Below are 23,524 nucleotides of genomic sequence, written 5' to 3' on the forward strand. Positions count from 1 at the left end.
TGTTAGGCTGCAATGGATATGTGAATGATAGTGTGTTATAAAATATGCCATGTTTATATCAAATTGAAAAATTCCGGTGTATTATTGATAGATTAATAAAAAAATTATAAAAACTTTTAACATTTACAATTGCTTACGTACCAATAATGAAAGCGTATACAATATAGATTGATTAATCAAAATTGTCTAATAATTTTAAAAAATGCTGTTGACACTGCGTCCAAAGCGGCGTAATATGAGTTCAACAAATGATAAACGCAAGCTTCACAAGCAAAAGTGACCGCAATATAATTCCGAAAAATGAAAAAACAAACGACCTCCTTGAACAGCCCAAAGCTGTTCCGGAGACTGAATATCAAAAGCGCAGATGAGGATAAGTAGCCTTGAATAAAGCTTTCCACAGAGAACCGGGTTAGCTGAGAACCGGCGAAACTTTACAAGGTGAACTCGCCTCAGAGTGCCAGTCTGAAACAATAGTAGGACTTGGCCGGGTGAACTTGATTCACTCGTTATTAAAGCGGATAGAAATATCCATGAGACGGCCGATTTAACAGGCCGTAAACAAGGGTGGTACCGCGGAAAGAAGAGCCTTTTCGCCCCTTTTAGCTATCGCATTCACTGCGCGGCTGATTGTGGGCGGAAGGGTTTTTTTTATTGAATAATCAGCTATCAAGCTAATAAAAAGGATCTTTAGAGGATGAAAATCCAAAAGGAGGAACTAAAATGGGGACTAATGTACAGGTGGATTCAGCATCTGCCAAATGTACAAAGACGATGAGCGGAGCGTTAATGCTGATTGAATCATTAAAGAAAGAAAAAGTAGAAATGATATTCGGTTATCCGGGCGGTGCGGTGCTTCCGATTTACGATAAGCTCTACAATTCAGGGATGGTACATATCCTTCCCCGACACGAGCAAGGTGCCATTCATGCGGCGGAAGGATACGCGAGAGTTTCTGGAAAACCAGGGGTCGTTATTGCGACATCAGGCCCGGGAGCGACAAACCTTGTTACAGGCCTTGCGGATGCCATGATTGATTCATTGCCTTTAGTTGTGTTTACCGGGCAGGTAGCAACTTCTGTTATCGGGAGCGATGCATTTCAGGAAGCGGACATTTTAGGGATTACGATGCCGGTGACAAAACACAGCTACCAGGTTCGCCGGCCGGAAGATCTGCCGCGCATCATTAAAGAAGCGTTCCATATTGCAACTACTGGAAGACCCGGACCTGTATTGATTGATATTCCGAAAGATGTAGCAACAATTGAAGGGGAATTCAGCTATGATCATGAGATGAATCTTCCGGGATACCAGCCGACAACAGAGCCGAATTATTTGCAGATTCGCAAGCTTGTGGAAGCTGTAAGCAGCGCAAAGAAACCGGTTATTCTGGCGGGTGCGGGCGTGCTGCATGCAAAAGCGTCAGAAGAATTAAAAAATTATGTAGAACAGCAGCAAATCCCTGTGGCACACACGCTTTTGGGGCTGGGAGGCTTCCCGGCTGACCATCCGCTTTTCCTGGGGATGGCGGGAATGCATGGCACTTATACGGCGAACATGGCCCTTCATGACTGTGATCTTTTAATCAGTATCGGCGCCCGTTTTGATGACCGCGTCACAGGAAACCTGAAGCACTTTGCAAGAAACGCAAAGATTGCCCACATTGATATTGATCCGGCTGAAATCGGAAAAATCATGAAAACACAGATTCCTGTAGTTGGAGACTGCAAAATTGTCCTGCAGGAGCTGATCAAACAAGACGGCAAACAAAGCGATTCAAACGACTGGAAAAAACAGCTTGCGGAATGGAAAGAAGAGTACCCGCTCTGGTATGTAGATAATGAAGAAGAAGGCTTTAAACCTCAGAAATTGATTGAATATATTCACCAATTTACAAAAGGCGAGGCCATTGTCGCAACGGATGTCGGCCAGCATCAAATGTGGTCAGCACAGTTTTATCCATTCAAAAAAGCAGATAAATGGGTCACATCAGGCGGACTTGGAACAATGGGATTCGGCCTTCCGGCAGCGATCGGCGCACAGCTAGCTGATAAAAATGCTACTGTTGTGGCGGTTCTCGGAGATGGCGGTTTTCAAATGACGCTTCAAGAACTCGATGTCATTCGCGAATTGAATCTTCCGGTCAAAGTCGTGATTCTAAATAACGCTTGTCTCGGAATGGTCAGACAGTGGCAGGAAATTTTCTATGAAGAACGCTATTCAGAATCAAAATTTGCTTCTCAGCCTGACTTCGTTAAATTGTCCGAAGCATACAGCATTAAAGGCATTAGAATTTCATCCGAAGCAGAAGCGAAAGAAAAGCTAGAAGAGGCATTAACATCAAAAGAACCGGTTGTCATTGACGTGCGGGTTGCCAGCGAAGAAAAAGTATTTCCGATGGTGGCTCCGGGGAAAGGGCTGCATGAAATGGTGGGGGTGAAACCTTGAAAAGAATTATCACATTGACTGTGGTGAACCGTTCCGGCGTATTAAACCGGATCACCGGTTTATTCACTAAAAGACATTACAACATTGAAAGCATTACAGTTGGACACACAGAAACAACAGGCGTTTCCAGAATCACCTTTGTCGTTCATGTTGAAGGAGAAAATGATGTTGAACAACTGACGAAACAGCTCAACAAACAGATTGATGTGCTAAAAGTCACGGACATCACTAATCAATCAATTGTCCAGAGGGAGCTGGCCTTGATCAAGGTCGTATCTGCACCGCCAACGAGATCAGAGATTAATGGAATCATAGAACCATTCAGAGCCTCTGTCGTTGATGTCAGCAGAGACAGCATCGTTGTTCAGGTGACAGGCGAATCTAACAAAATTGAAGCGCTTATTGAATTGTTAAAACCTTATGGCATTAAAGAAATCGCGAGAACAGGTACAACGGCTTTTGCGAGGGGAACCCAGCAAAAGGCGTCATCCAATAAAACAATATCTATTGTATAAAACATAACAAGGGAGAGATTGAAATGGTAAAAGTATATTATAACGGTGATATCAAAGAGAACGTGTTGACTGGAAAAACAGTAGCAGTTATCGGATACGGCTCGCAAGGTCACGCACATGCCCTGAACCTTAAAGAAAGCGGAGTTGACGTAATCGTTGGGGTTAGACAAGGAAAATCTTTCACTCAAGCACAAGAAGATGGACATAAAGTATTTTCAGTAAAAGAAGCGGCAGCTCAAGCCGAAATCATCATGGTTCTGCTTCCGGATGAACAGCAGCAAAAAGTATACGAAGCTGAGATCAAAGATGAATTGACAGCTGGAAAATCATTGGTGTTCGCTCACGGATTTAACGTTCATTTCCATCAAATTGTTCCTCCTGCAGATGTAGATGTATTCTTGGTAGCGCCTAAGGGTCCGGGACACTTGGTAAGAAGAACATATGAGCAAGGAGCTGGCGTACCGGCATTGTTCGCGATTTATCAAGATGTGACTGGAGAAGCAAGAGATAAAGCCCTTGCATATGCAAAAGGAATCGGCGGCGCAAGAGCAGGCGTTTTGGAAACGACATTTAAAGAAGAAACAGAAACAGATCTGTTCGGTGAGCAAGCAGTTCTTTGCGGCGGCTTGAGCGCGCTAGTGAAAGCTGGATTTGAAACATTAACTGAAGCAGGTTATCAGCCTGAACTTGCATACTTTGAGTGTCTTCACGAGCTGAAATTAATCGTAGACCTCATGTATGAAGAAGGCTTGGCAGGAATGAGATATTCAATCTCTGACACAGCACAGTGGGGAGATTTCGTATCAGGACCTCGCGTTGTTGATGCTAAAGTAAAAGAATCTATGAAAGAAGTATTAAAAGATATCCAAAACGGCACATTCGCAAAAGAGTGGATCGTCGAAAACCAAGTAAACCGTCCTCGTTTCAACGCCATCAATGCGAGCGAGAACGAACATCAAATCGAAGTTGTTGGGAGAAAGCTTCGTGAAATGATGCCATTTGTGAAACAAGGCAAGAAGAAGGAAGCGGTGGTCTCCGTTGCGCAAAATTAATTTTTTCGACACGACGCTTCGTGATGGTGAACAGTCCCCTGGCGTGAACTTAAATACTCAGGAGAAACTTGCCATAGCAAAGCAGCTCGAAAGACTCGGGGCAGATATCATTGAAGCGGGATTTCCCGCTTCGTCCCGAGGTGACTTTTTAGCTGTTCAGGAAATTGCAAGAACCATTAAAAATTGTTCAGTGACTGGCCTTGCCCGTTGCGTAAAAGGTGATATTGATGCTGCTTGGGAAGCGTTAAAGGACGGTGCTCACCCGAGAATTCACGTATTTATCGCCACGTCGGACATTCATTTGAAACACAAGCTGAAAATGACTCGTGACCAAGTGATTGCGAGAGCAGTTGAAATGGTGAAATACGCAAAAGAGCGCTTTCCGGTTGTGCAATGGTCAGCTGAAGATGCCTGCAGGACTGAACTGCCGTTTTTAGCGGAAATCGTCGAGAAAGTCATTGACGCAGGTGCCAGTGTTATCAATCTTCCAGATACGGTGGGCTACCTGGCACCAGCGGAATACGGAAATATCTTTAAATATATGAAAGAAAACGTTCCGAACATTCACAAAGCAAAGCTTTCGGCCCACTGTCACGATGATTTGGGAATGGCAGTCGCAAACTCTCTTGCTGCCATTGAAAATGGTGCTGATCAAATCGAATGTGCTGTGAACGGAATCGGTGAAAGAGCTGGAAATGCGGCATTAGAGGAAATTGCCGTCGCCCTTCATATCAGAAAAGATTTCTATCAAGTTGAAACAGGCATTACATTGAATGAGATTAAGCGAACGAGCGATTTAGTCAGCAAGCTGACAGGCATGGCTGTTCCGCGGAATAAAGCGGTTGTAGGCGATAATGCCTTTGCTCATGAATCGGGCATTCACCAGGACGGCTTCTTAAAAGAAAAGTCCACTTATGAGATTATTTCACCGGAGCTTGTCGGTGTAACAGCAGATGCGCTTGTCCTAGGGAAACATTCAGGACGCCACGCATTTAAAGACCGGCTGACTGCTTTAGGATTCCAATTTGATAGTGACGAGATTAATAAATTCTTTACGATGTTTAAAGAGTTGACTGAGAAGAAAAAAGAAATTACTGATGAGGATCTTATTTCTCTTATTTTAGAAGAAAAAGTAACAGACCGCAAGATTGGGTATGAATTTCTTTCTCTGCAAGTGCAATACGGAACAAGTCAGGTTCCAACGGCTACACTTTCTTTGAAAAACCAAGAAAACGCAGAGCTTATTCAAGAAGCGGCAACTGGAGCCGGAAGCGTGGAAGCGATCTACAACACGCTTGAGCGCTGCATCGATAAAGACGTGGCGTTATTAGACTACCGCATTCAGTCCAATAGAAAAGGAGAAGACGCATTTGCCCAGGTATATGTAAGGGTTTTGGTGAATGGAAAAGAATCAGCAGGGCGGGGCATAGCGCAAGACGTATTAGAAGCATCAGCGAAAGCCTATTTGAACGCAGTCAACCGTCAATTGGTTTTTCAGTCGAATATGAGCGGGCTTAAAAACCATACAGCTGTCGGATCATAAAAGAAAGGAGAACGGATAACTTGAAGAAACGTATTGCTCTATTGCCCGGAGACGGGATCGGCCCTGAAGTATTAGAATCAGCGACAGACGTACTGAAAAGTGTTGCCGAACGCTTTCATCATGAATTTGAATTTGAATATGGCCTGATTGGAGGGGCGGCGATTGATGAACATAACAACCCCCTCCCAGAGGAAACCGTTGCCGCTTGTAAAAGTGCCGACGCTATATTGCTTGGCGCTGTCGGCGGACCGAAATGGGATCAAAATCCTTCGGAGCTGAGACCGGAAAAAGGTCTGCTCAGCATCAGAAAACAGCTTGATTTGTTTGCGAATCTGCGGCCTGTGAAGGTGTTTGAAAGCCTATCTGACGCATCACCTTTGAAAAAAGAATATATAGATAACGTTGATTTCGTTATCGTCCGTGAGCTGACAGGCGGCTTATATTTCGGCCAGCCGAGTAAACGCTATGTAAACACTGAAGGTGAGCAAGAAGCAGTAGACACACTGTTTTATAAGCGGACGGAAATTGAACGCGTGATCAGAGAGGGCTTTAAAATGGCGGCAGCCAGAAAAGGCAAGGTAACCTCTGTTGACAAAGCGAACGTTCTTGAATCAAGCAGACTGTGGCGTGAAGTGGCTGAGGACGTTGCACAAGACTTTCCTGATGTAAAGCTAGAGCACATGCTTGTGGATAACGCGGCTATGCAGCTGATTTATGCACCGAATCAATTTGATGTCGTGGTGACTGAAAACATGTTCGGTGATATTTTAAGCGACGAAGCGTCCATGCTTACAGGCTCACTCGGAATGCTCCCGTCAGCAAGTCTATCAAGTTCAGGTCTTCATCTGTTTGAGCCTGTTCATGGTTCCGCGCCCGACATAGCCGGTAAAGAGATGGCAAATCCGTTTGCGGCCATATTGTCAGCGGCAATGCTTTTGAGAACATCTTTCGGGCTTGAAGAGGAAGCGAAAGCTGTAGAAGATGCAGTTAACAAAGTCTTAACTTCCGGAAAAAGAACAAGAGACTTGGCGCGAGGCGAAGAGTTCAGCAGCACCCAGGCCATTACAGAGGAAGTCAAGGCAGCAATAATGAGCGAAAATACAATTTCTAATATGTGACAGCTTACGTAAGCTGTCTTAGTTCATAGGTAGAGGGAGGAAATAAAAGATGATGCCTCGAACAATCATCGAAAAGATTTGGGATCAGCATATTGTAAAACATGGTGAGGGAAAACCGGATCTTCTCTATATTGATTTGCATCTTATTCATGAGGTGACGTCTCCTCAGGCATTTGAAGGGTTGAGACAAAAGGGTAGAAAGGTCAGAAGACCCCAGAACACGTTTGCGACAATGGACCACAACATCCCGACCGTCAATCGTTTTGAGATAAAGGATGAAGTGGCGAAACGCCAAGTGACGGCGCTTGAACGAAACTGTGAAGAATTTGGCGTACGCCTTGCCGATCTTCACAGTGTGGATCAAGGGATTGTCCATGTCGTCGGTCCTGAACTGGGCTTAACGCTTCCAGGGAAAACGATTGTATGCGGCGACAGCCATACTTCAACCCATGGCGCATTCGGCGCTCTTGCATTCGGAATCGGGACGAGTGAAGTTGAACATGTCCTTTCCACACAGACACTATGGCAGCAACGTCCGAAAACACTTGAAGTGCGAGTAGACGGAACACTTCAAAAAGGGGTAACGGCAAAGGATGTCATTCTTGCTGTCATCGGCAAATACGGGGTGAAATTTGGCACTGGCTACGTCATTGAATACACTGGGGAAGTATTCAGAAATATGACGATGGATGAACGAATGACCGTTTGTAACATGTCAATTGAAGCAGGGGCAAGAGCTGGTTTGATTGCACCTGACGAGATGACATTTGAATATTGCAAAAACCGCAAGTATACGCCAAAAGGTGAAGAATTTGACAAGTCTGTAGAGGAATGGAAGGCGCTGCGCACAGATCCGGGCGCTGTTTACGATAAATCTATCGTCCTTGACGGCAACGAAATTTCTCCAATGGTGACATGGGGCATCAACCCGGGAATGGTTCTTCCTGTCGATTCAGCAGTTCCTGCGCCGGAAAGTTTTTCCACAGAAGATGACAAAAAAGAAGCGATTAGAGCTTATGAATATATGGGATTGACCCCTTATCAGAAAATTGAAGACATTAAAGTGGAGCATGTATTTATCGGTTCCTGCACAAATTCCCGCATGACTGACCTTCGCCAAGCTGCTGATATGATTAAAGGAAAGAAGGTGGCTGATAGCGTAAGAGCCATTGTCGTTCCGGGATCTCAAAGCGTGAAGCTTCAGGCTGAAAAAGAAGGGCTTGACCAGATCTTTTTGGAAGCTGGATTTGAATGGAGAGAGTCAGGCTGCAGCATGTGTTTGAGCATGAATAATGATGTTGTTCCTGAGGGAGAGCGCTGTGCGTCAACCTCTAACCGCAACTTCGAGGGCAGACAAGGGAAAGGTGCAAGAACACATCTCGTCAGCCCGGCAATGGCTGCGATGGCTGCCATTCACGGACACTTCGTTGATGTCAGAAAGTTTTATCAGGAAAAAACAGTTGTGTAAGGAGTGCGCGAGATGGAACCTTTGAAAACACATACGGGGAAAGCAGCCGTATTAAATCGAATCAATGTTGACACAGACCAGATTATTCCTAAACAATTTTTAAAGAGGATTGAAAGAACAGGCTACGGCCGTTTTGCATTCTTTGACTGGAGATATGATGAGAAAGGTGAACCGAACCCTGAATTTGAATTGAACCAGCCTGCTTATCAAGGCGCTTCCATTTTAATAGCCGGAGAAAATTTCGGCTGCGGGTCATCGCGTGAACACGCTCCGTGGGCGCTTGATGATTATGGGTTTAAAATTATCATTGCACCATCATTTGCTGATATTTTCCATCAGAACTGCTTTAAAAACGGTATGCTGCCAATTCGCATGCCATATGACAATTGGAAAAAGCTTGTCGGCCAGTATGAAAACCAGTCCTTGCAAATGACTGTTGACCTTGAAAATCAGCTAATTCATGATAGTGAAGGCAATCAAATTTCATTCGAAGTTGATCCGCATTGGAAAGAGATGCTCATCAACGGCTATGATGAAATTTCGTTAACGCTTTTGCTTGAAGATGAAATCAAGCAATTTGAATCACAAAGAAGCTCTTGGCTTCAAGCCTAAAAAGCAGCCGGCATTTGTCCGGCGGCTTTTTTTGCCTGGTGAAACCTTTCATTTCTTGTGTTTGTTCACAGGTGTTGATACACTTGAACAAAATAAATGCCTGAAAGGAATATAGGTATGACGCATGACAAAAAGAACGCAAAAATTATTCCTTTTCCTCATCTGAAAGACCGTCTTGTGGAAAAAGGGATGGCATCACTAAAGGAAAAAAAGTATCAAGAAGCACTTGAGCTGTTTTCGGAGGCGATGAAATATGATGATACTGAATCCGATCTTCACTTAGGGATGGCCATCTGCTTTTTAGAGCTGGGCGAGTTGGAAGAGGCAAAAAGCGTCTGCGAGAAGATGCTAAAAGAAGGCTATGGCCATTATTTTACGGTTTTGCAGGTGTACATGACCATTCTCGTTCAACTCAAAAAATACGAAGAAGTCAAAAGTACCATTGAAGCCGTTTTGGAAGAAAATCAGCTTCCTCCGGAAAGTGCCGAGCAATTTTATAAACTGCTTGATTTCAGCCGGAAAATGACCGATCCGGAACGTGAGGACGAGGCTTGGGCCGAGGAATATGAGGATACAACTGATACGGAGAAAGTGCTGGCAAGCCCTGAGGAGCAAATGAATTTAATTCATTCCCTAAAAGACCGCAATATAGCGAAATATACAGGTCTGCTCAAAACAATTCTTCAAGACCCCTCAGCTCACCCGATTATCAAAACGATGATTGTTATGCTATTGGCTGAGCACGAGTACAGCAAACCCGTGCACATTACGAAATTTGGCGAGTCTTTGACTATTGAACCGTCTGAGACTGTCCCGCCTGATGCCGCACCGATTTTACACCGTGTTCTCCGTGTACTGGATGAGACGCTTGGAAATGAAAATCCAACATTATATGCGGCAGTAGAAGAATTGTGGAGGAGACATTTGTACGTTTTATATCCGTTTCAGCCGAAATTGCTGTCGGCCGATCTTTGGGCGGCTGCCCTGCATAAAGTCGGTTACGAGATGCACGGAATTGAAATTGAAAAGGAAGAACTTCATATGATGTATGAGTTTATAGACAGAGAACTCGATGAAGCGTGCACAATGATAAAAGATATTGAAGAAATTTCTTATTTGTAAATCGCGCCATATAGTTGAAAGCGCTATGTGTTATGTTATAATATAATGGTTGTATTTGTGTATAACGGGTTATAAGAAATACGGTTGGACAGGCTTTGCAGTTCATTATTAACATCTATACATAATGATTCTGATCTTTGGCAGCTTTGTTTTTGTTGGACGAAGCCGAATGATTGCTTTAGAATGGAAGACCGACACAACCTGAATAGATTTTTGGAGGGAAACACATGTCTGTAAAATGGGAAAAACAAGAAGGCAACGAAGGCGTTTTAACGGTTGAAGTTGATGCTGAAACGTTTAAAACAGCACTTGATGATGCATTTAAAAAAGTAGTAAAACAAGTTTCAATTCCTGGATTCCGTAAAGGTAAAATTCCTCGCGGATTATTCGAACAGCGCTTTGGCGTAGAAGCTCTTTACCAAGATGCTTTGGATATTCTTCTTCCTGTAGAATACCCTAAAGCCGTTGAAGAAGCTGGAATCGAGCCTGTAGACCGTCCTGAAATCGATGTTGAAAAAATCGAAAAAGGCGAAAGCTTAATCTTCACTGCGAAAGTAACAGTAAAACCTGAAGTGAAGCTTGGCGACTACAAAGGCCTAGGCGTTGAAAAAGACGACACAGCTGTAACTGACGAAGATGTTCAAAACGAACTCAAAGCACTTCAAGAACGTCAAGCTGAGCTTGTAGTAAAAGAAGAAGGCGCTGTTGAAGAAGGAAACACAGTTGTTCTTGATTTCGAAGGATTTGTTGACGGTGAAGCATTCGAAGGCGGAAAAGCTGAGAACTACTCTTTAGAAGTAGGTTCTGGTTCATTCATCCCTGGCTTCGAAGATCAGTTAGTCGGCCTTGAAGCAGGTGCTGAGAAGGATGTTGAAGTGACATTCCCTGAAGAGTATCACGCTGAAGAGCTTGCAGGCAAACCGGCTGTGTTCAAAGTGAAAATTCACGAAATCAAAGCGAAAGAGCTTCCTGAGCTTGACGATGAATTCGCAAAAGATATCGATGAAGAAGTGGAAACACTTGCTGAACTAACTGAAAAAACAAAGAAACGTTTAGAAGAAGCAAAAGAAAACGAAGCTGACGCTAAATTGCGTGAAGAGCTTGTTCTGAAAGCTTCTGAAAATGCTGAAATCGATGTGCCTCAAGCAATGGTTGACACTGAGCTTGACCGCATGCTGAAAGAATTCGAACAGCGTCTGCAAATGCAAGGCATGAACCTTGAGCTTTACACTCAATTCTCAGGCCAAGATGAAGCTGCGTTAAAAGAGCAAATGAAAGAAGATGCTGAAAAACGCGTGAAATCTAACCTGACTCTTGAAGCGATCGCGAAAGCGGAAAACCTTGAAGTATCAGATGAGGAAGTTGAAGCTGAGCTTACTAAAATGGCTGAAGCGTACAACATGCCTGTTGAAAATATTAAACAAGCCATCGGTTCTACTGACGCGATGAAAGAAGATTTAAAAGTTCGCAAAGCAATTGATTTTCTTGTAGAAAACCGTTAATATGGTGCATAATAATAGTAATAATAAAACAGGGCGCGAATGATTCGTGCCTTGTTTTGTACAATTATGATTTATCTCTTTTTCTTGGGGCAAGATAGTTAATGCAGGGCTGTTTTTTGTCATACATATAGAATGTGCAAGTCAGAAACACATTGTTACCGTCTTTTTGGAAAGTATGGTAAAATGCAATACATACTCGTTCGTTTCAAGAATCATTTTCTTTTGCTCTGCCGGTAAAAGAAAAAGTGAGACAAGATTAAGGGGTGAAAGAATGTTTAAATTTAACGAGGAAAAAGGACAGTTAAAATGCTCGTTCTGTGGAAAAACACAAGATCAGGTTCGTAAGCTTGTAGCTGGACCTGGTGTATATATATGTGACGAATGTATCGAACTCTGCACTGAAATTGTAGAGGAAGAACTCGGAACAGAAGAAGAAGTAGAATTTAAAGACGTACCGAAGCCTCAGGAAATCCGCGAAATTCTGAATGAATATGTCATCGGCCAGGATCAAGCGAAGAAATCACTCGCTGTTGCTGTGTATAACCACTATAAGCGCATTAACTCCAACAGCAAGGTTGATGATGTTGAGCTTTCGAAAAGTAATATTTCATTAATCGGCCCTACAGGAAGCGGTAAAACCCTTCTGGCTCAAACATTGGCTCGTATCCTAAATGTGCCGTTTGCGATAGCAGACGCTACGTCTTTGACTGAAGCTGGATACGTTGGTGAAGATGTAGAGAATATTCTCTTGAAGCTCATTCAAGCTGCTGATTATGATGTGGAAAAAGCAGAAAAAGGCATTATCTATATCGATGAAATCGATAAAGTGGCAAGAAAATCAGAAAACCCGTCCATTACCCGTGACGTGTCAGGTGAAGGTGTACAGCAGGCATTGCTTAAAATTCTTGAGGGTACAGTGGCAAGCGTGCCGCCTCAAGGAGGACGTAAGCATCCTCATCAAGAATTCATTCAAATTGACACAACAAATATTTTGTTCATTTGCGGCGGTGCTTTCGATGGTATCGAACAAATCATCAAACGCCGTTTAGGCCAAAAAGTGATTGGATTCGGTGGAGACAATAAAGCTGCTGATCTTGAGAAAGAAGATCTTCTTTCAAAAGTGCTTCCTGAAGACTTGCTCCGCTTCGGGTTAATTCCTGAATTTATCGGACGTCTTCCGGTTATTGCAAGTCTTGAAAAGCTCGATGAAGAAGCGTTGGTTGCGATCTTAACAAAACCGAAAAATGCTCTTGTTAAGCAATTCAAGAAAATGCTTGAGCTTGACAATGTAGAGCTTGAGTTTGAAGAAGAAGCGCTTTCTGAAATTGCTAAAAAAGCAATTGAACGCAAGACTGGAGCGCGTGGACTCCGCTCTATCATTGAAGGTATCATGCTTGATGTGATGTTTGAGCTGCCTTCTCGTGATGACATTGAAAAATGTGTGATTACTGGGGCAACTGTGACACACGGAGAGCGACCTCGCCTCTTACTAAAAGACGGCACTGAGGTAAGCCAAGATAAAACATCTGCATAAAGATAAGGACGAAACCTCCTGAATGGTGACATTCAGGAGGTTTTTTTGTTATGCGAATCTCTTCCGGAAAAACGTTTATTCCCGCCTTCTGTGGGAGATACTAGCAATCAGAAGAATGAAGTGGATACATAAATTGTTTTTCAGGAGGGACCATCATGAGTTGGACAGGGATCGCGTTATTTATTCAGCTGTTTTTTGGGATCATCATTGGTTTGTATTTTTGGAATTTGCTTAAAAATCAAAGGACACAAAAGGTCACGATAGATAAGGAATCAAAGAAGGAAATGGAGCAGCTTCGGAAAATGCGAGCTATCAGCTTGTCCGAGCCATTATCTGAAAAGGTCCGCCCCAAAAGCTTTCAAGATATTGTCGGACAGGAAGATGGCATTAAAGCTCTAAAGGCGGCTTTATGCGGGCCGAATCCTCAGCATGTCATTGTCTATGGGCCTCCGGGTGTCGGAAAAACAGCTGCTGCACGCCTTGTGTTAGAAGAAGCAAAAAAACATAAACAATCTCCGTTTAAAGAGCAGGCTGTTTTTGTGGAACTTGATGCGACGACAGCACGTTTTGATGAAAGAGGGATTGCCGATCCGCTCATCGGCTCTGTCCATGACCCCATATACCAAGGAGCCGGAGCGATGGGGCAGGCGGGAATTCCGCAGCCGAAGCAGGGAGCTGTTACCCATGCCCACGGGGGTGTGCTGTTTATTGATGAAATAGGGGAACTGCATCCCATTCAAATGAATAAAATGCTGAAGGTCCTTGAGGACAGAAAAGTCTTTTTAGACAGTGCGTATTACAGTGAGGAAAACACACAAATCCCGAATCATATTCACGATATTTTTCAAAATGGGCTGCCGGCAGATTTTCGTCTGATTGGCGCGACGACAAGAATGCCGAATGAAATTCCGCCAGCTATCCGATCCCGCTGTTTAGAGGTGTTTTTCCGCGAGCTTGAAAAGGATGAGCTGAAAACAGTTGCTAAAACAGCAGCGGATAAAATTGAAAAAAACATTTCTGATGAGAGTCTGGACTTGCTGACCAGCTATACGCGGAACGGACGCGAAGCCGTTAACATGATTCAAATCGCTGCAGGAATGGCAGTGACGGAGAATCGGAAAGACATTACGATTGAAGATATTGAATGGGTTATCCATTCCAGCCAGCTTACTCCGAAGCACGAGCAGAAAATCGGTGCCGAACCGCAAGTCGGCATTGTAAATGGGCTTGCCGTATATGGACCTAACAGCGGATCGCTTCTGGAAATCGAAGTAAGTGTAACCGCGGCTCACGATAAAGGATCAATTAACATTACAGGAATAGCTGAGGAAGAAAGCATCGGAAGCCAATCAAAATCAATCCGGCGAAAAAGCATGGCGAAGGGTTCGGTTGAAAACGTGTTAACGGTGCTCCGGACAATGGGAATGAAACCGTCTGATTATGATATTCACATCAATTTTCCAGGTGGGATCCCGATTGACGGACCGTCGGCAGGCATTGCGATGGCAGCGGGAATTTTCTCGGCGATTCACAAAATCCCAATAGACAATACCGTTGCCATGACGGGCGAAATCAGCCTGAACGGTCTTGTAAAGCCCATTGGAGGCGTCATTCCGAAAATAAAAGCGGCCAAGCAGTCCGGTGCGAAAAAAGTGATTATCCCATATGAAAATCAGCAGGCGATCTTAAAGCAGATTGACGGAATCACGATTATTGCGGTGAAGACGTTCCAGGAAGTGCTTGATGAAATTTTAGTAAATCCGCCAACAGAACAAAAACCATTCCATATTGAAATCAATAAAGAATCCGTTTAACCCTATTTTTATAATAGGGTTTTTTTCATGAAGGACATCTTTTCCTTTTTCATATCAGAAAGAAAGGGTATACTACGAGGAGACTGTTTTATAGAAAATGGAACCATGCCGTTTATTGTACAAGGATGAAAAAGTTGTATTATAATGGTTCATACTAAAGTCACGGAGGTGTCAGTCACATGGCAGAAGAATTAAAACGCAGCATCCCGCTCCTCCCTTTAAGAGGTTTATTAGTGTACCCGACGATGGTTCTGCACTTAGATGTAGGACGTGACAAGTCGGTTCAGGCTCTTGAACAGGCAATGATGCATGACCATATGATATTTTTAGCCACTCAGCAGGATATTTCGATAGACGAACCAGGTGAAGACGAGATTTTTACTGTCGGCACTTATACAAAAATTAAGCAAATGCTGAAGCTTCCGAACGGTACGATTCGTGTGTTGGTTGAGGGCCTCAAGCGTGCCCAAATCGTCAAATACAATGAGCATGAGGATTACACGTCGGTCGACATTCAGCTGATTCATGAAGATGATTCAAAAGATACAGAAGACGAAGCATTGATGCGGACTTTGTTAGACCACTTTGATCAGTACATAAAAATTTCTAAAAAAATTTCGGCTGAAACGTATGCTGCGGTTACTGATATCGAAGAGCCAGGGAGAATGGCAGACATCGTTGCTTCTCACCTGCCCCTTAAGCTAAAAGATAAGCAGGATATCTTAGAAACAGCTGACGTCAAAGACAGACTGAACAAGGTCATTGATTTTATCAATAATGAAAAAGAAGTGCTGGAGATCGAGAAAAAAATAGGCCAGCGTGTCAAACGTTCGATGGAGCGTACGCAGAAGGAATATTACTTGCGTGAACAAATGAAGGCGATTCAAAAAGAGCTTGGCGATAAAGAAGGTAAAACAGGCGAAGTTCAGACACTCACGGAAAAAATTGAAGAAGCAGGCATGCCTGACCATGTAAAGGAAACCGCGCTTAAGGAATTGAACAGATACGAGAAAATTCCGTCAAGTTCTGCGGAAAGCTCTGTGATACGTAACTATATCGACTGGCTGATCGCTCTCCCGTGGACGGATGAGACAGATGATAAGCTTGATTTGAAAGAGGCAGGCCGTCTCTTAAATGACGAGCATCACGGACTTGAAAAAGTGAAAGAACGTATCTTAGAATATCTGGCTGTCCAAAAGCTGACAAAATCCCTGAAAGGCCCGATCCTCTGCTTGGCAGGACCTCCAGGTGTCGGAAAAACGTCTTTAGCCAAATCAATTGCAAAAAGTATGGGCCGGGAATTCGTCAGAATCTCACTCGGCGGAGTGCGAGACGAATCAGAGATCCGCGGACACAGACGGACCTATGTTGGAGCAATGCCTGGACGCATTATTCAAGGGATGAAAAAAGCCGGCAAGCTGAATCCTGTCTTCTTATTAGATGAAATTGATAAAATGTCATCCGATTTCAGAGGCGACCCGTCATCTGCGATGCTTGAAGTGCTTGATCCAGAGCAAAACAGCACCTTCAGTGATCACTATATTGAAGAAACCTTTGATTTATCAAAAGTGCTGTTTATTGCAACGGCTAACAATTTGGCCACAATCCCGGGTCCGCTCAGAGACAGAATGGAAATTATTAATATTGCGGGCTACACAGAAGTAGAAAAACTCGAAATTGTGAAAGACCACCTGCTTCCTAAGCAGATCAAGGAGCACGGGCTGAAGAAAAGCAACCTGCAGCTGCGTGACCAGGCGATTCTTGATATTATCCGCTACTATACGAGAGAAGCGGGTGTGAGAAGCCTTGAACGCCAGCTTGCGGCGATTTGCCGTAAGGCTGCAAGAGCCATTGTTGCTGAAGAGCGAAAACGGATTACGGTCACTGAGAAGAATCTTCAGGACTTTATCGGAAAACGCATTTTCAGGTACGGACAAGCTGAAACAGAAGATCAAGTTGGTGTAGTTACAGGGCTAGCCTATACAACCGTCGGCGGAGATACGCTGTCGATTGAAGTATCGCTTTCTCCGGGGAAAGGGAAATTGATCCTGACAGGAAAGCTTGGAGATGTCATGAGAGAGTCAGCTCAGGCTGCTTTTAGCTATGTGCGATCAAAAACAGAAGAACTTGGCATTGAACCTGACTTTCATGAGAAGTATGATATTCATATACATGTACCTGAGGGTGCGGTGCCTAAAGATGGTCCGTCAGCCGGTATTACGATGGCGACAGCGCTTGTTTCTGCTTTAACTGGACGTGCCGTTTCGCGTGAAGTTGGCATGACTGGGGAAATTACGCTTCGCGGGCGCGTGCTGCCGATAGGCGGCTTGAAGGAAAAAGCGCTTGGCGCACATAGAGCGGGATTAACGACCATTATTGCGCCTAAAGAGAATGAAAAAGATATAGAGGATATTCCTGAAAGCGTCAGAGAGGGGCTCACATTTATATTGGCGTCCCACTTAGACGAAGTTTTGGAACATGCCTTAGTAGGAGAGAAAAAATGAAAGTCACAAAGTCAGAAATCGTGATCAGTGCAGTTAAGCCGGAACAATATCCTGAGGGCAGGCTTCCGGAAATTGCACTGGCTGGAAGATCGAACGTGGGAAAATCGTCTTTTATCAATTCATTAATCAATCGCAAAAATCTTGCGAGAACATCATCTAAACCGGGAAAAACACAAACACTCAATTTCTACATTATCAATGATGAGCTGCATTTTGTGGATGTGCCGGGTTACGGCTTTGCCAAAGTGTCAAAATCCGAGCGTGAAGCTTGGGGCAGAATGATTGAAACCTACATCACGACACGCCAGGAATTGAAGGCAGTGGTACAGATCGTTGATTTGCGGCATGCGCCGTCTAATGATGATGTGCAGATGTATGAATTCTTAAAGTATTATGGCATTCCTGTTATTATTATCGCTACAAAGGCAGATAAGATCCCGAAAGGAAAGTGGGACAAACACGCGAAGGTTGTCCGACAGACTCTAAATATTGATCCGGAAGACGAGCTAATTCTCTTCTCCTCAGAAACGAAAAAGGGGAAAGACGAAGCTTGGGGAGCGATCAAAAAAATGATAAACCGGTAGAGAAAACTCTCTGCCGGTTTTATTTATCGTATAGATTTTTTCCGTTTTATCAATAATAACAATAAACTGATTCCAATAAAGACAAACGGCCAATACTCTTTAAGAAGCGCTGTCGGAATATGCGCAGATTCTAGCCATGCCATAATTTGTTTGAAAAAGTACAAAAACAGGGAAAAACAAATCATCGATAAAGCCTCATATACATATTCTTTTTTCTGTACGGTTGACACCAAAAGCGAGAAGCCGATTATAAATACGAGCATTTCAAAATCATCCGGCCACCATGGCCATTTCGGCTTGGCGAAAAAGTGCAAGCCGATCCCGAAAAGAACCGAACCGATAAAGAAGTGTGGTGTAACGGCTTCTTTTTTCCCTTGATACACAAAGGCTGCGCCTAACAGCATGAGGAGAACAGGCCATTGATCCTGCCCTGAAAACAGTTCGGCTTGGCCGCTTTCAAGCCATGCATATACAGAAGCAGCAAGCAGCAGACAAGGGAATAAAATTGATTTTTGTTTCATGCATATCACCTTCTTGTTTTTTAGAGCTGATGTGTAGTAAATTTCTGCTGTTTTTGGTATTGTCAATAGGAATGCTTCTATTCTGAGAAGCTTTTTCTAATATAGCATAGGAATTTTAAAATCTGTTCACAATTTGGGAAAGAAACTATGTTATAATTATTATAAATAATGAGTTCTATGTTAGAATGATTATAAATAAAGATTGGGTGTTGGGGGTGTAATTAAGGCGATGCATATACTTGTTGTGGGAGTAGATTATAAATCCGCCCCTATTGAGATACGTGAAAAAGTAAGTTTTCAGCCGAATGAGCTGGCAGAAGCGATGGTGCAGCTGAAGGAAGAGAAAAGCATTCTTGAAAACATCATCGTTTCCACATGCAATCGCACTGAAATTTATGCGGTAGTCGATCAGCTCCATACAGGCCGTTATTATATAAAGAAGTTTTTAGCTGATTGGTTTCAATTAAGCAAAGAAGAACTGTCGCCGTTTTTAACATTTTACGAAAGCGATGCGGCTGTTGAGCATTTATTCCGTGTAGCCTGCGGACTTGATTCTATGGTGATTGGTGAAACCCAGATTCTCGGCCAGGTGCGCGACAGCTTTAAAACAGCTCAGCAAGAAAATACGATCGGGACTATTTTTAATGAGCTGTTTAAGCAGGCCGTTACAGTGGGCAAACGGACTCATGCTGAAACAGACATTGGCTCAAATGCAGTGTCAGTAAGCTATGCAGCAGTTGAACTTGCTAAAAAAATCTTCGGAAATCTTTCAAGCAAGCACATATTGATTCTCGGTGCGGGAAAAATGGGCGAGCTTGCTGCGGAAAACCTGCACGGACAGGGAATCGGCAAGGTCACTGTCATTAACCGAACATACTTGAAAGCGAAGGAGCTTGCAGACCGTTTCTCTGGTGAAGCGAGAAGCTTAAATCAGCTTGAAAGCGCGCTTGCGGAGGCTGATATCCTAATCAGTTCAACCGGTGCAAGTGATTTTGTCGTGTCCAAAGAGATGATGGAAAACGCGAATAAGCTTCGCAAGGGACGTCCGCTGTTTATGGTGGACATTGCTGTGCCTAGAGATCTTGATCCTGCGCTGAATGATCTTGAAGGTGTTTTCCTTTATGATATCGACGATCTCGAAGGCATTGTAGAAGCGAACATGAAAGAGCGGAGAGAAACCGCTGAAAAAGTTGAACTGTTAATTGAAGAAACCATTGTGGAGTTCAAACAATGGCTGAATACACTTGGTGTTGTGCCGGTTATTTCCGCATTGCGCGAAAAGGCGCTTGCGATCCAGTCAGAAACGATGGACAGCATCGAGCGGAAGCTGCCTCATTTAAGCACAAGAGAGAAAAAACTGTTAAACAAACACACCAAAAGTATCATTAATCAAATGCTGCGTGATCCGATCTTAAAGGTGAAAGAGCTTGCGGCAGACGCTGATTCTGAAGAAAAGCTGGCCTTGTTTATGCAGATTTTTGATATTGAAGAAGCGGCTGGCCGTCAAATGATGAAAACTGTTGAAAGCAGCCAAAAGGTCCATTCTTTTAAGAAGGCTGAATCAAAAGCGGGCTTTGCCCCACTTGTAAGTGAGTGAAAGCTGAATGATTGATACTGCAATGGCAAGACTTAATGAGGGGACAATCGTCATTTACGCATTAAGTGTACTCTTTTATTTTATAGATTTTCTTCAACACAACCGGAAGGCTGGAAAAATGGCCTTCTGGTTGCTTTCTATTGTCTGGACTCTGCAAACCGTGTATTTGGCCTATTTTATGTGGGTGACGGGGCGGTTTCCGGTATTAAATGTGACGGAGGCGCTTTATTTTTATGCCTGGGTGCTTGTCACGCTGTCACTTGTTCTGACAAAGCTTTTACGAGTTGACTTTATTGTGTTTTTTACAAATGTAATAGGGTTTTCTATGATCGCCATTCATACATTTTCACCGACAGAGCAGCAGTCTGCCGCTTTTTCCGGGCAGCTTGTATCTGAGCTTTTGGTGATTCATATTACAATGGCGATTCTTTCATACGGCGCTTTTTCCCTTTCTTTTGTTTTTTCTGTCCTGTATATTTTTCAATATCATTTGCTGAAAAAGAAAAAGTGGGGTAAATGGCTGTTGAGAATTGAAGATTTGTCTAAGCTTGATTATATGGCATATGTTCTGAATGTCATCGGAGTCCCGATGCTGTTGCTGAGTTTGATTCTCGGCGTCATTTGGGCGTATGTCTCACTAGAAACGCTGTATTGGTTCGACGCCAAAGTGCTTGGTTCGTTTGTCGTCTTGCTGCTGTACAGCTATTATCTTTATATCAGGCTGATTAAAGAGCTGCAAGGAAAGGTCGCAGCATTGTGGAATACGGCTTGTTTTCTCGTGCTGATGATCAATTATTTCCTGCTTGGAAGCCTGTCGCAATTTCATTGGTTTAGTTAAATGATGTCCCAAGCAGATTCGGGAGGAAAGAAAACGATGAGAACAATAAAAGTAGGTTCCAGACGGAGCAAACTCGCTATGACTCAAACAAAATGGGTGATTCAAAAACTGAAGGAAATCAATCCTTCATTTGCCTTTGAAATCAAAGAAATCGTGACAAAGGGAGACCGGATCGTCGATGTTACGCTCTCAAAAGTGGGTGGAAAAGGGCTGTTTGTCAAAGAGATTGAACAAGCGCTTTTGAACGAAGACATTGATATGGCGGTGCACAGCATGAAGGATATGCCTGCTGTTTTGCCTGAAGGCCTTGTGATCGGCTGTATTCCTGAACGAGAAGACCCACGTGATGCCCTTATTTCAAAGAATCGCGTAAAGCTTTCAGAAATGAAGGAAGGCGCTGTCATCGGCACAAGCAGTTTAAGAAGAAGTGCACAGCTTTTGATTGAGCGCCCTGACATTACAATTAAATGGATTAGAGGTAATATAGATACGAGGCTTCAAAAGCTGGAAACTGAGGATTATGACGCGATTATTTTAGCTGCTGCCGGACTTTCGAGAATGGGCTGGAAGCAAGATGTAGTAACCGAATTCCTAGAGCCTGAGCGCTGTTTGCCTGCTGTGGGCCAAGGAGCACTGGCGATTGAATGCAGAGAATCGGATGAGGAGCTAATGGCGTTGTTTTCTCAGTTTACGGATGAGTATACAAAACGGACTGTGCTGGCGGAACGTGCTTATTTAAACGCGATGGAGGGCGGATGCCAGGTTCCGATCGCAGGCTACTCAGTGTTAAACGAACAGGATGAAATTGAATTGACAGGGCTTGTCACTTCTCCTGACGGCAAGATCATTTTTAAAGAAACTGTTACCGGAAACGATCCGGAGGAAGTCGGAAAGCGCTGTGCCGCTCTTATGACTGACAAAGGAGCCAAAGAATTAATTGATCGTGTCAAACGGGAGCTTGATGAGGATGGAAAATGATTTTCCGCTGAAAGGAAAAACAGTGCTTGTCACCCGGAATAAGGCGCAGGCAAAATCGTTTCAGCAAAAAGTGGAGGCCCTTGGTGGAAAAGCGGTTTTGACCTCTTTGATTACGTTTCGCCGCGCTTTGGCGAATGATCTTGCAAAACAGGTGAAAGAGGATCTTGCCGCGCCCGGCTGGCTAGTTTTTACAAGTGTGAACGGAGTAGACTTCTTTTTTTCTTATCTAAAGGAAAATCAGCTCATTTTTCCAGCGCATAAAAAAATTGCGGCTGTCGGTGAAAAAACGGCTCGCCGTTTGGAAACGTATAACGTATCGGTTGATGTGATGCCTAAGGACTATATTGCTGAAAAGTTGGCAGAGGCTCTTAAGCAGCATGCTGAACCGGCGGAACGAATTAGCTTGGTTAAAGGCAATTTGTCGCGTGATGTGATAAAACAAGAGCTTGTACCGCTCGGTTTTGAAGTGAAGGAATGGGTTGTCTACGAAACGATTCCGGATGAAGAAGGCATCGAGGCACTGATAGAGGCCGCGAGTCAATATTCATTTGATTATGTGACATTTACGAGTTCATCAACCGTACATACGTTTATGCATGTCTTGGGAGAAGAATTGAAAAAGTGGCAGGCGAACAGAGCGGCATGTATCAGCATTGGACCTTTAACAAGGGACGCTCTGCTGGCTTATGACATTACATCGCATATGCCTCATACATTTACAATAGATGGCATGCTTGACTTAATGTGCAGCATGTCAAGAGAGGAAGAGAGAATATGAGTCAATCTTTTAACAGACACCGCCGTCTGCGGTCATCAAAAGCAATGAGAGAGATGGTAAAGGAAACGCGTTTGCACCCATCTGATTTTATATATCCGATTTTTGTCGTTGAAGGGCTGGAAGGCAAAAAAGCTGTTCCGTCAATGCCTGATGTTTACCATGTATCATTAGATCTATTGAAGGATGAAGTGGCAGAGCTGGTTAAACTGGGCATTCAATCTGTCATCGTGTTTGGCATCCCGGAAGAAAAAGATGATTGCGGAACGCAAGCGTATCATGATCACGGCATCGTTCAAAAAGCCATCACAGAAATAAAAAAACACTTCCCTGAGATGGTTGTTGTCGCTGATACATGCCTATGCGAATATACAGATCACGGCCATTGCGGACTAGTCAAAGACGGCGTCATCCTCAATGATGAATCGCTGGAGCTTTTAGCGCAGACAGCTGTCAGCCAAGCGAAAGCAGGTGCCGATGTCATTGCACCTTCAAACATGATGGACGGATTTGTTACAGTGATCAGAAAAGCGCTTGATAAAGAAGGGTTCGTCAATATTCCAATCATGTCTTACGCTGTGAAATATTCAAGTGAGTTTTACGGTCCGTTCCGTGATGCAGCAAACAGCACGCCGCAATTCGGGGACCGCAAAACATATCAGATGGACCCTGCCAACCGTATGGAAGCACTCCGCGAAGCACAATCAGATGTCGAGGAAGGCGCGGACTTTTTGATTGTCAAACCTTCGCTTTCATATATGGATATCATGCGTGACGTAAAAAATGAGTTTGCTTTGCCGCTCGTCGCTTATAATGTAAGCGGAGAGTATTCAATGGTAAAGGCTGCAGCGCAGAACGGCTGGATCAAAGAAAAAGAAATTGTGTTAGAAATTTTGACAAGCATGAAGCGTGCAGGCGCCGACCTGATTATTACGTATCATGCAAAAGACGCAGCGAAATGGCTTGCAGAGTAATTATATTCAGTTGACAGGAGTTGAG

19 protein-coding genes and 1 other annotated feature are annotated in these 23,524 nt (G+C 43.7%); of the genes, 18 read left to right on the forward strand and 1 reads right to left on the reverse strand.

Translation table 11 applies throughout. The annotated features are described in order from the left end of the window. The first annotated feature begins 355 nt into the window (after positions 1-355). Positions 356-604, forward strand: a binding site (T-box leader). A gap of 119 nt (positions 605-723) precedes the next feature. The 13 genes from ilvB (at position 724) to yihA (ending at position 17,816) form a co-directional block, all read left to right on the forward strand. Next, positions 724-2,448 carry an acetolactate synthase large subunit gene (gene ilvB, locus Q3W56_RS07750; RefSeq protein WP_302895070.1) on the forward strand — a complete coding sequence of 575 codons (1,725 nt, stop codon included), beginning with the start codon at positions 724-726 and terminating at the stop codon, positions 2,446-2,448. Beyond that, complete coding sequence (gene ilvN / locus Q3W56_RS07755) at positions 2,445-2,963, forward strand: acetolactate synthase small subunit (RefSeq protein WP_019715285.1); 519 nt, start codon at positions 2,445-2,447, stop codon at positions 2,961-2,963. The genes ilvB and ilvN overlap by 4 nt, the downstream gene beginning before the upstream one ends. Before the next feature lie 23 nt (positions 2,964-2,986). Next, a complete protein-coding gene (gene ilvC, locus Q3W56_RS07760; protein WP_015384289.1) occupies positions 2,987-4,015 on the forward strand; it encodes a ketol-acid reductoisomerase in 1,029 nt (342 codons plus the stop codon). After that, a complete protein-coding gene (locus Q3W56_RS07765; protein ID WP_302895071.1) occupies positions 4,002-5,558 on the forward strand; it encodes a 2-isopropylmalate synthase in 1,557 nt (518 codons plus the stop codon). Before ilvC ends, Q3W56_RS07765 begins: the two co-directional genes overlap by 14 nt. Positions 5,559-5,578: 20 nt before the next feature. Then, complete coding sequence (gene leuB, locus Q3W56_RS07770) at positions 5,579-6,676, forward strand: 3-isopropylmalate dehydrogenase (RefSeq protein WP_302895072.1); 1,098 nt, start codon at positions 5,579-5,581, stop codon at positions 6,674-6,676. Positions 6,677-6,725: 49 nt separating this feature from the next. Beyond that, positions 6,726-8,144 carry a 3-isopropylmalate dehydratase large subunit gene (leuC, locus tag Q3W56_RS07775; RefSeq protein ID WP_302895073.1) on the forward strand — a complete coding sequence of 473 codons (1,419 nt, stop codon included), beginning with the start codon at positions 6,726-6,728 and terminating at the stop codon, positions 8,142-8,144. 12 nt (positions 8,145-8,156) lie between these two features. After that, a complete protein-coding gene (leuD, locus tag Q3W56_RS07780; protein ID WP_014114679.1) occupies positions 8,157-8,756 on the forward strand; it encodes a 3-isopropylmalate dehydratase small subunit in 600 nt (199 codons plus the stop codon). 117 nt (positions 8,757-8,873) lie between these two features. After that, positions 8,874-9,878 carry a DNA damage checkpoint antagonist DdcA gene (gene ddcA, locus Q3W56_RS07785; protein WP_302895074.1) on the forward strand — a complete coding sequence of 335 codons (1,005 nt, stop codon included), beginning with the start codon at positions 8,874-8,876 and terminating at the stop codon, positions 9,876-9,878. 227 nt (positions 9,879-10,105) lie between these two features. Then, on the forward strand, positions 10,106-11,380 hold the full coding sequence (tig, locus tag Q3W56_RS07790) for a trigger factor (RefSeq protein ID WP_268397855.1): 1,275 nt from the start codon (positions 10,106-10,108) through the stop codon (positions 11,378-11,380). Between the two features lie 271 nt (positions 11,381-11,651). Beyond that, entirely contained in the window at positions 11,652-12,914 is a 1,263-nt protein-coding gene (gene clpX / locus Q3W56_RS07795) for an ATP-dependent protease ATP-binding subunit ClpX (RefSeq protein ID WP_302895076.1), read from the forward strand. A gap of 155 nt (positions 12,915-13,069) precedes the next feature. After that, positions 13,070-14,728, forward strand: a complete 1,659-nt coding sequence (gene lonB, locus Q3W56_RS07800; protein ID WP_302895077.1) for an ATP-dependent protease LonB — start codon at positions 13,070-13,072, stop codon at positions 14,726-14,728. A gap of 179 nt (positions 14,729-14,907) precedes the next feature. Further along, positions 14,908-17,232, forward strand: coding sequence for an endopeptidase La (gene lon / locus Q3W56_RS07805; protein WP_019715277.1), 2,325 nt, complete (start codon positions 14,908-14,910; stop codon positions 17,230-17,232). Then, positions 17,229-17,816 (forward strand): ribosome biogenesis GTP-binding protein YihA/YsxC, encoded by a 588-nt coding sequence (gene yihA / locus Q3W56_RS07810; RefSeq protein WP_019715276.1) that lies wholly within the window; start codon positions 17,229-17,231, stop codon positions 17,814-17,816. Before lon ends, yihA begins: the two co-directional genes overlap by 4 nt. Before the next feature lie 23 nt (positions 17,817-17,839). Here yihA and Q3W56_RS07815 read toward each other — a convergent pair whose 3' ends face one another. Continuing rightward, positions 17,840-18,337: a hypothetical protein gene (locus tag Q3W56_RS07815; RefSeq protein WP_302895078.1), complete on the reverse strand. Its 498-nt coding sequence runs from the start codon at positions 18,335-18,337 to the stop codon at positions 17,840-17,842. A gap of 229 nt (positions 18,338-18,566) precedes the next feature. On the opposite strand from Q3W56_RS07815, the gene hemA reads away from it, so the two are divergent. The 5 genes from hemA to hemB are packed head-to-tail and all read left to right on the forward strand — an operon-like array spanning position 18,567 to position 23,499. Continuing rightward, positions 18,567-19,934: a glutamyl-tRNA reductase gene (hemA, locus tag Q3W56_RS07820; RefSeq protein WP_302895079.1), complete on the forward strand. Its 1,368-nt coding sequence runs from the start codon at positions 18,567-18,569 to the stop codon at positions 19,932-19,934. A 7-nt stretch (positions 19,935-19,941) separates the two neighbouring features. Further along, positions 19,942-20,772, forward strand: coding sequence for a cytochrome c biogenesis protein (locus Q3W56_RS07825; protein ID WP_019715273.1), 831 nt, complete (start codon positions 19,942-19,944; stop codon positions 20,770-20,772). A 36-nt stretch (positions 20,773-20,808) separates the two neighbouring features. Beyond that, positions 20,809-21,750, forward strand: coding sequence for a hydroxymethylbilane synthase (hemC, locus tag Q3W56_RS07830; RefSeq protein ID WP_019715272.1), 942 nt, complete (start codon positions 20,809-20,811; stop codon positions 21,748-21,750). After that, positions 21,740-22,528, forward strand: coding sequence for a uroporphyrinogen-III synthase (hemD, locus tag Q3W56_RS07835; RefSeq protein WP_302895080.1), 789 nt, complete (start codon positions 21,740-21,742; stop codon positions 22,526-22,528). The genes hemC and hemD overlap by 11 nt, the downstream gene beginning before the upstream one ends. Continuing rightward, the gene (gene hemB, locus Q3W56_RS07840) at positions 22,525-23,499 is read left to right on the forward strand and encodes a porphobilinogen synthase (RefSeq protein WP_019715270.1); all 975 of its coding nucleotides are present in this window, start codon (positions 22,525-22,527) and stop codon (positions 23,497-23,499) included. Before hemD ends, hemB begins: the two co-directional genes overlap by 4 nt. The last annotated feature ends 25 nt before the right edge of the window (positions 23,500-23,524 follow it).

The organism is Bacillus sp. C28GYM-DRY-1, assembly GCF_030519405.1.
In the GTDB taxonomy this organism is placed as follows: domain Bacteria; phylum Bacillota; class Bacilli; order Bacillales; family Bacillaceae; genus Bacillus; species Bacillus spizizenii_A.

What these genes read in the sequence shown, in the direction of transcription:
- lon (WP_019715277.1), top strand. Translation starts at nt 14,908, where the DNA reads ATGGCAGAAGAATTAAAACGCAGCATCCCGCTCCTCCCTTTAAGAGGT.
- yihA (WP_019715276.1), top strand. Translation starts at nt 17,229, where the DNA reads ATGAAAGTCACAAAGTCAGAAATCGTGATCAGTGCAGTTAAGCCGGAA.
- leuC (WP_302895073.1), top strand. Translation starts at nt 6,726, where the DNA reads ATGATGCCTCGAACAATCATCGAAAAGATTTGGGATCAGCATATTGTA.
- tig (WP_268397855.1), top strand. Translation starts at nt 10,106, where the DNA reads ATGTCTGTAAAATGGGAAAAACAAGAAGGCAACGAAGGCGTTTTAACG.
- hemD (WP_302895080.1), top strand. Translation starts at nt 21,740, where the DNA reads ATGGAAAATGATTTTCCGCTGAAAGGAAAAACAGTGCTTGTCACCCGG.
- ilvC (WP_015384289.1), top strand. Translation starts at nt 2,987, where the DNA reads ATGGTAAAAGTATATTATAACGGTGATATCAAAGAGAACGTGTTGACT.
- leuD (WP_014114679.1), top strand. Translation starts at nt 8,157, where the DNA reads ATGGAACCTTTGAAAACACATACGGGGAAAGCAGCCGTATTAAATCGA.
- hemB (WP_019715270.1), top strand. Translation starts at nt 22,525, where the DNA reads ATGAGTCAATCTTTTAACAGACACCGCCGTCTGCGGTCATCAAAAGCA.
- ilvB (WP_302895070.1), top strand. Translation starts at nt 724, where the DNA reads ATGGGGACTAATGTACAGGTGGATTCAGCATCTGCCAAATGTACAAAG.
- hemA (WP_302895079.1), top strand. Translation starts at nt 18,567, where the DNA reads ATGCATATACTTGTTGTGGGAGTAGATTATAAATCCGCCCCTATTGAG.
- ddcA (WP_302895074.1), top strand. Translation starts at nt 8,874, where the DNA reads ATGACGCATGACAAAAAGAACGCAAAAATTATTCCTTTTCCTCATCTG.
- Q3W56_RS07825 (WP_019715273.1), top strand. Translation starts at nt 19,942, where the DNA reads ATGATTGATACTGCAATGGCAAGACTTAATGAGGGGACAATCGTCATT.
- lonB (WP_302895077.1), top strand. Translation starts at nt 13,070, where the DNA reads ATGAGTTGGACAGGGATCGCGTTATTTATTCAGCTGTTTTTTGGGATC.
- Q3W56_RS07815 (WP_302895078.1), bottom strand. Translation starts at nt 18,337, where the DNA reads ATGAAACAAAAATCAATTTTATTCCCTTGTCTGCTGCTTGCTGCTTCT.
- clpX (WP_302895076.1), top strand. Translation starts at nt 11,652, where the DNA reads ATGTTTAAATTTAACGAGGAAAAAGGACAGTTAAAATGCTCGTTCTGT.
- hemC (WP_019715272.1), top strand. Translation starts at nt 20,809, where the DNA reads ATGAGAACAATAAAAGTAGGTTCCAGACGGAGCAAACTCGCTATGACT.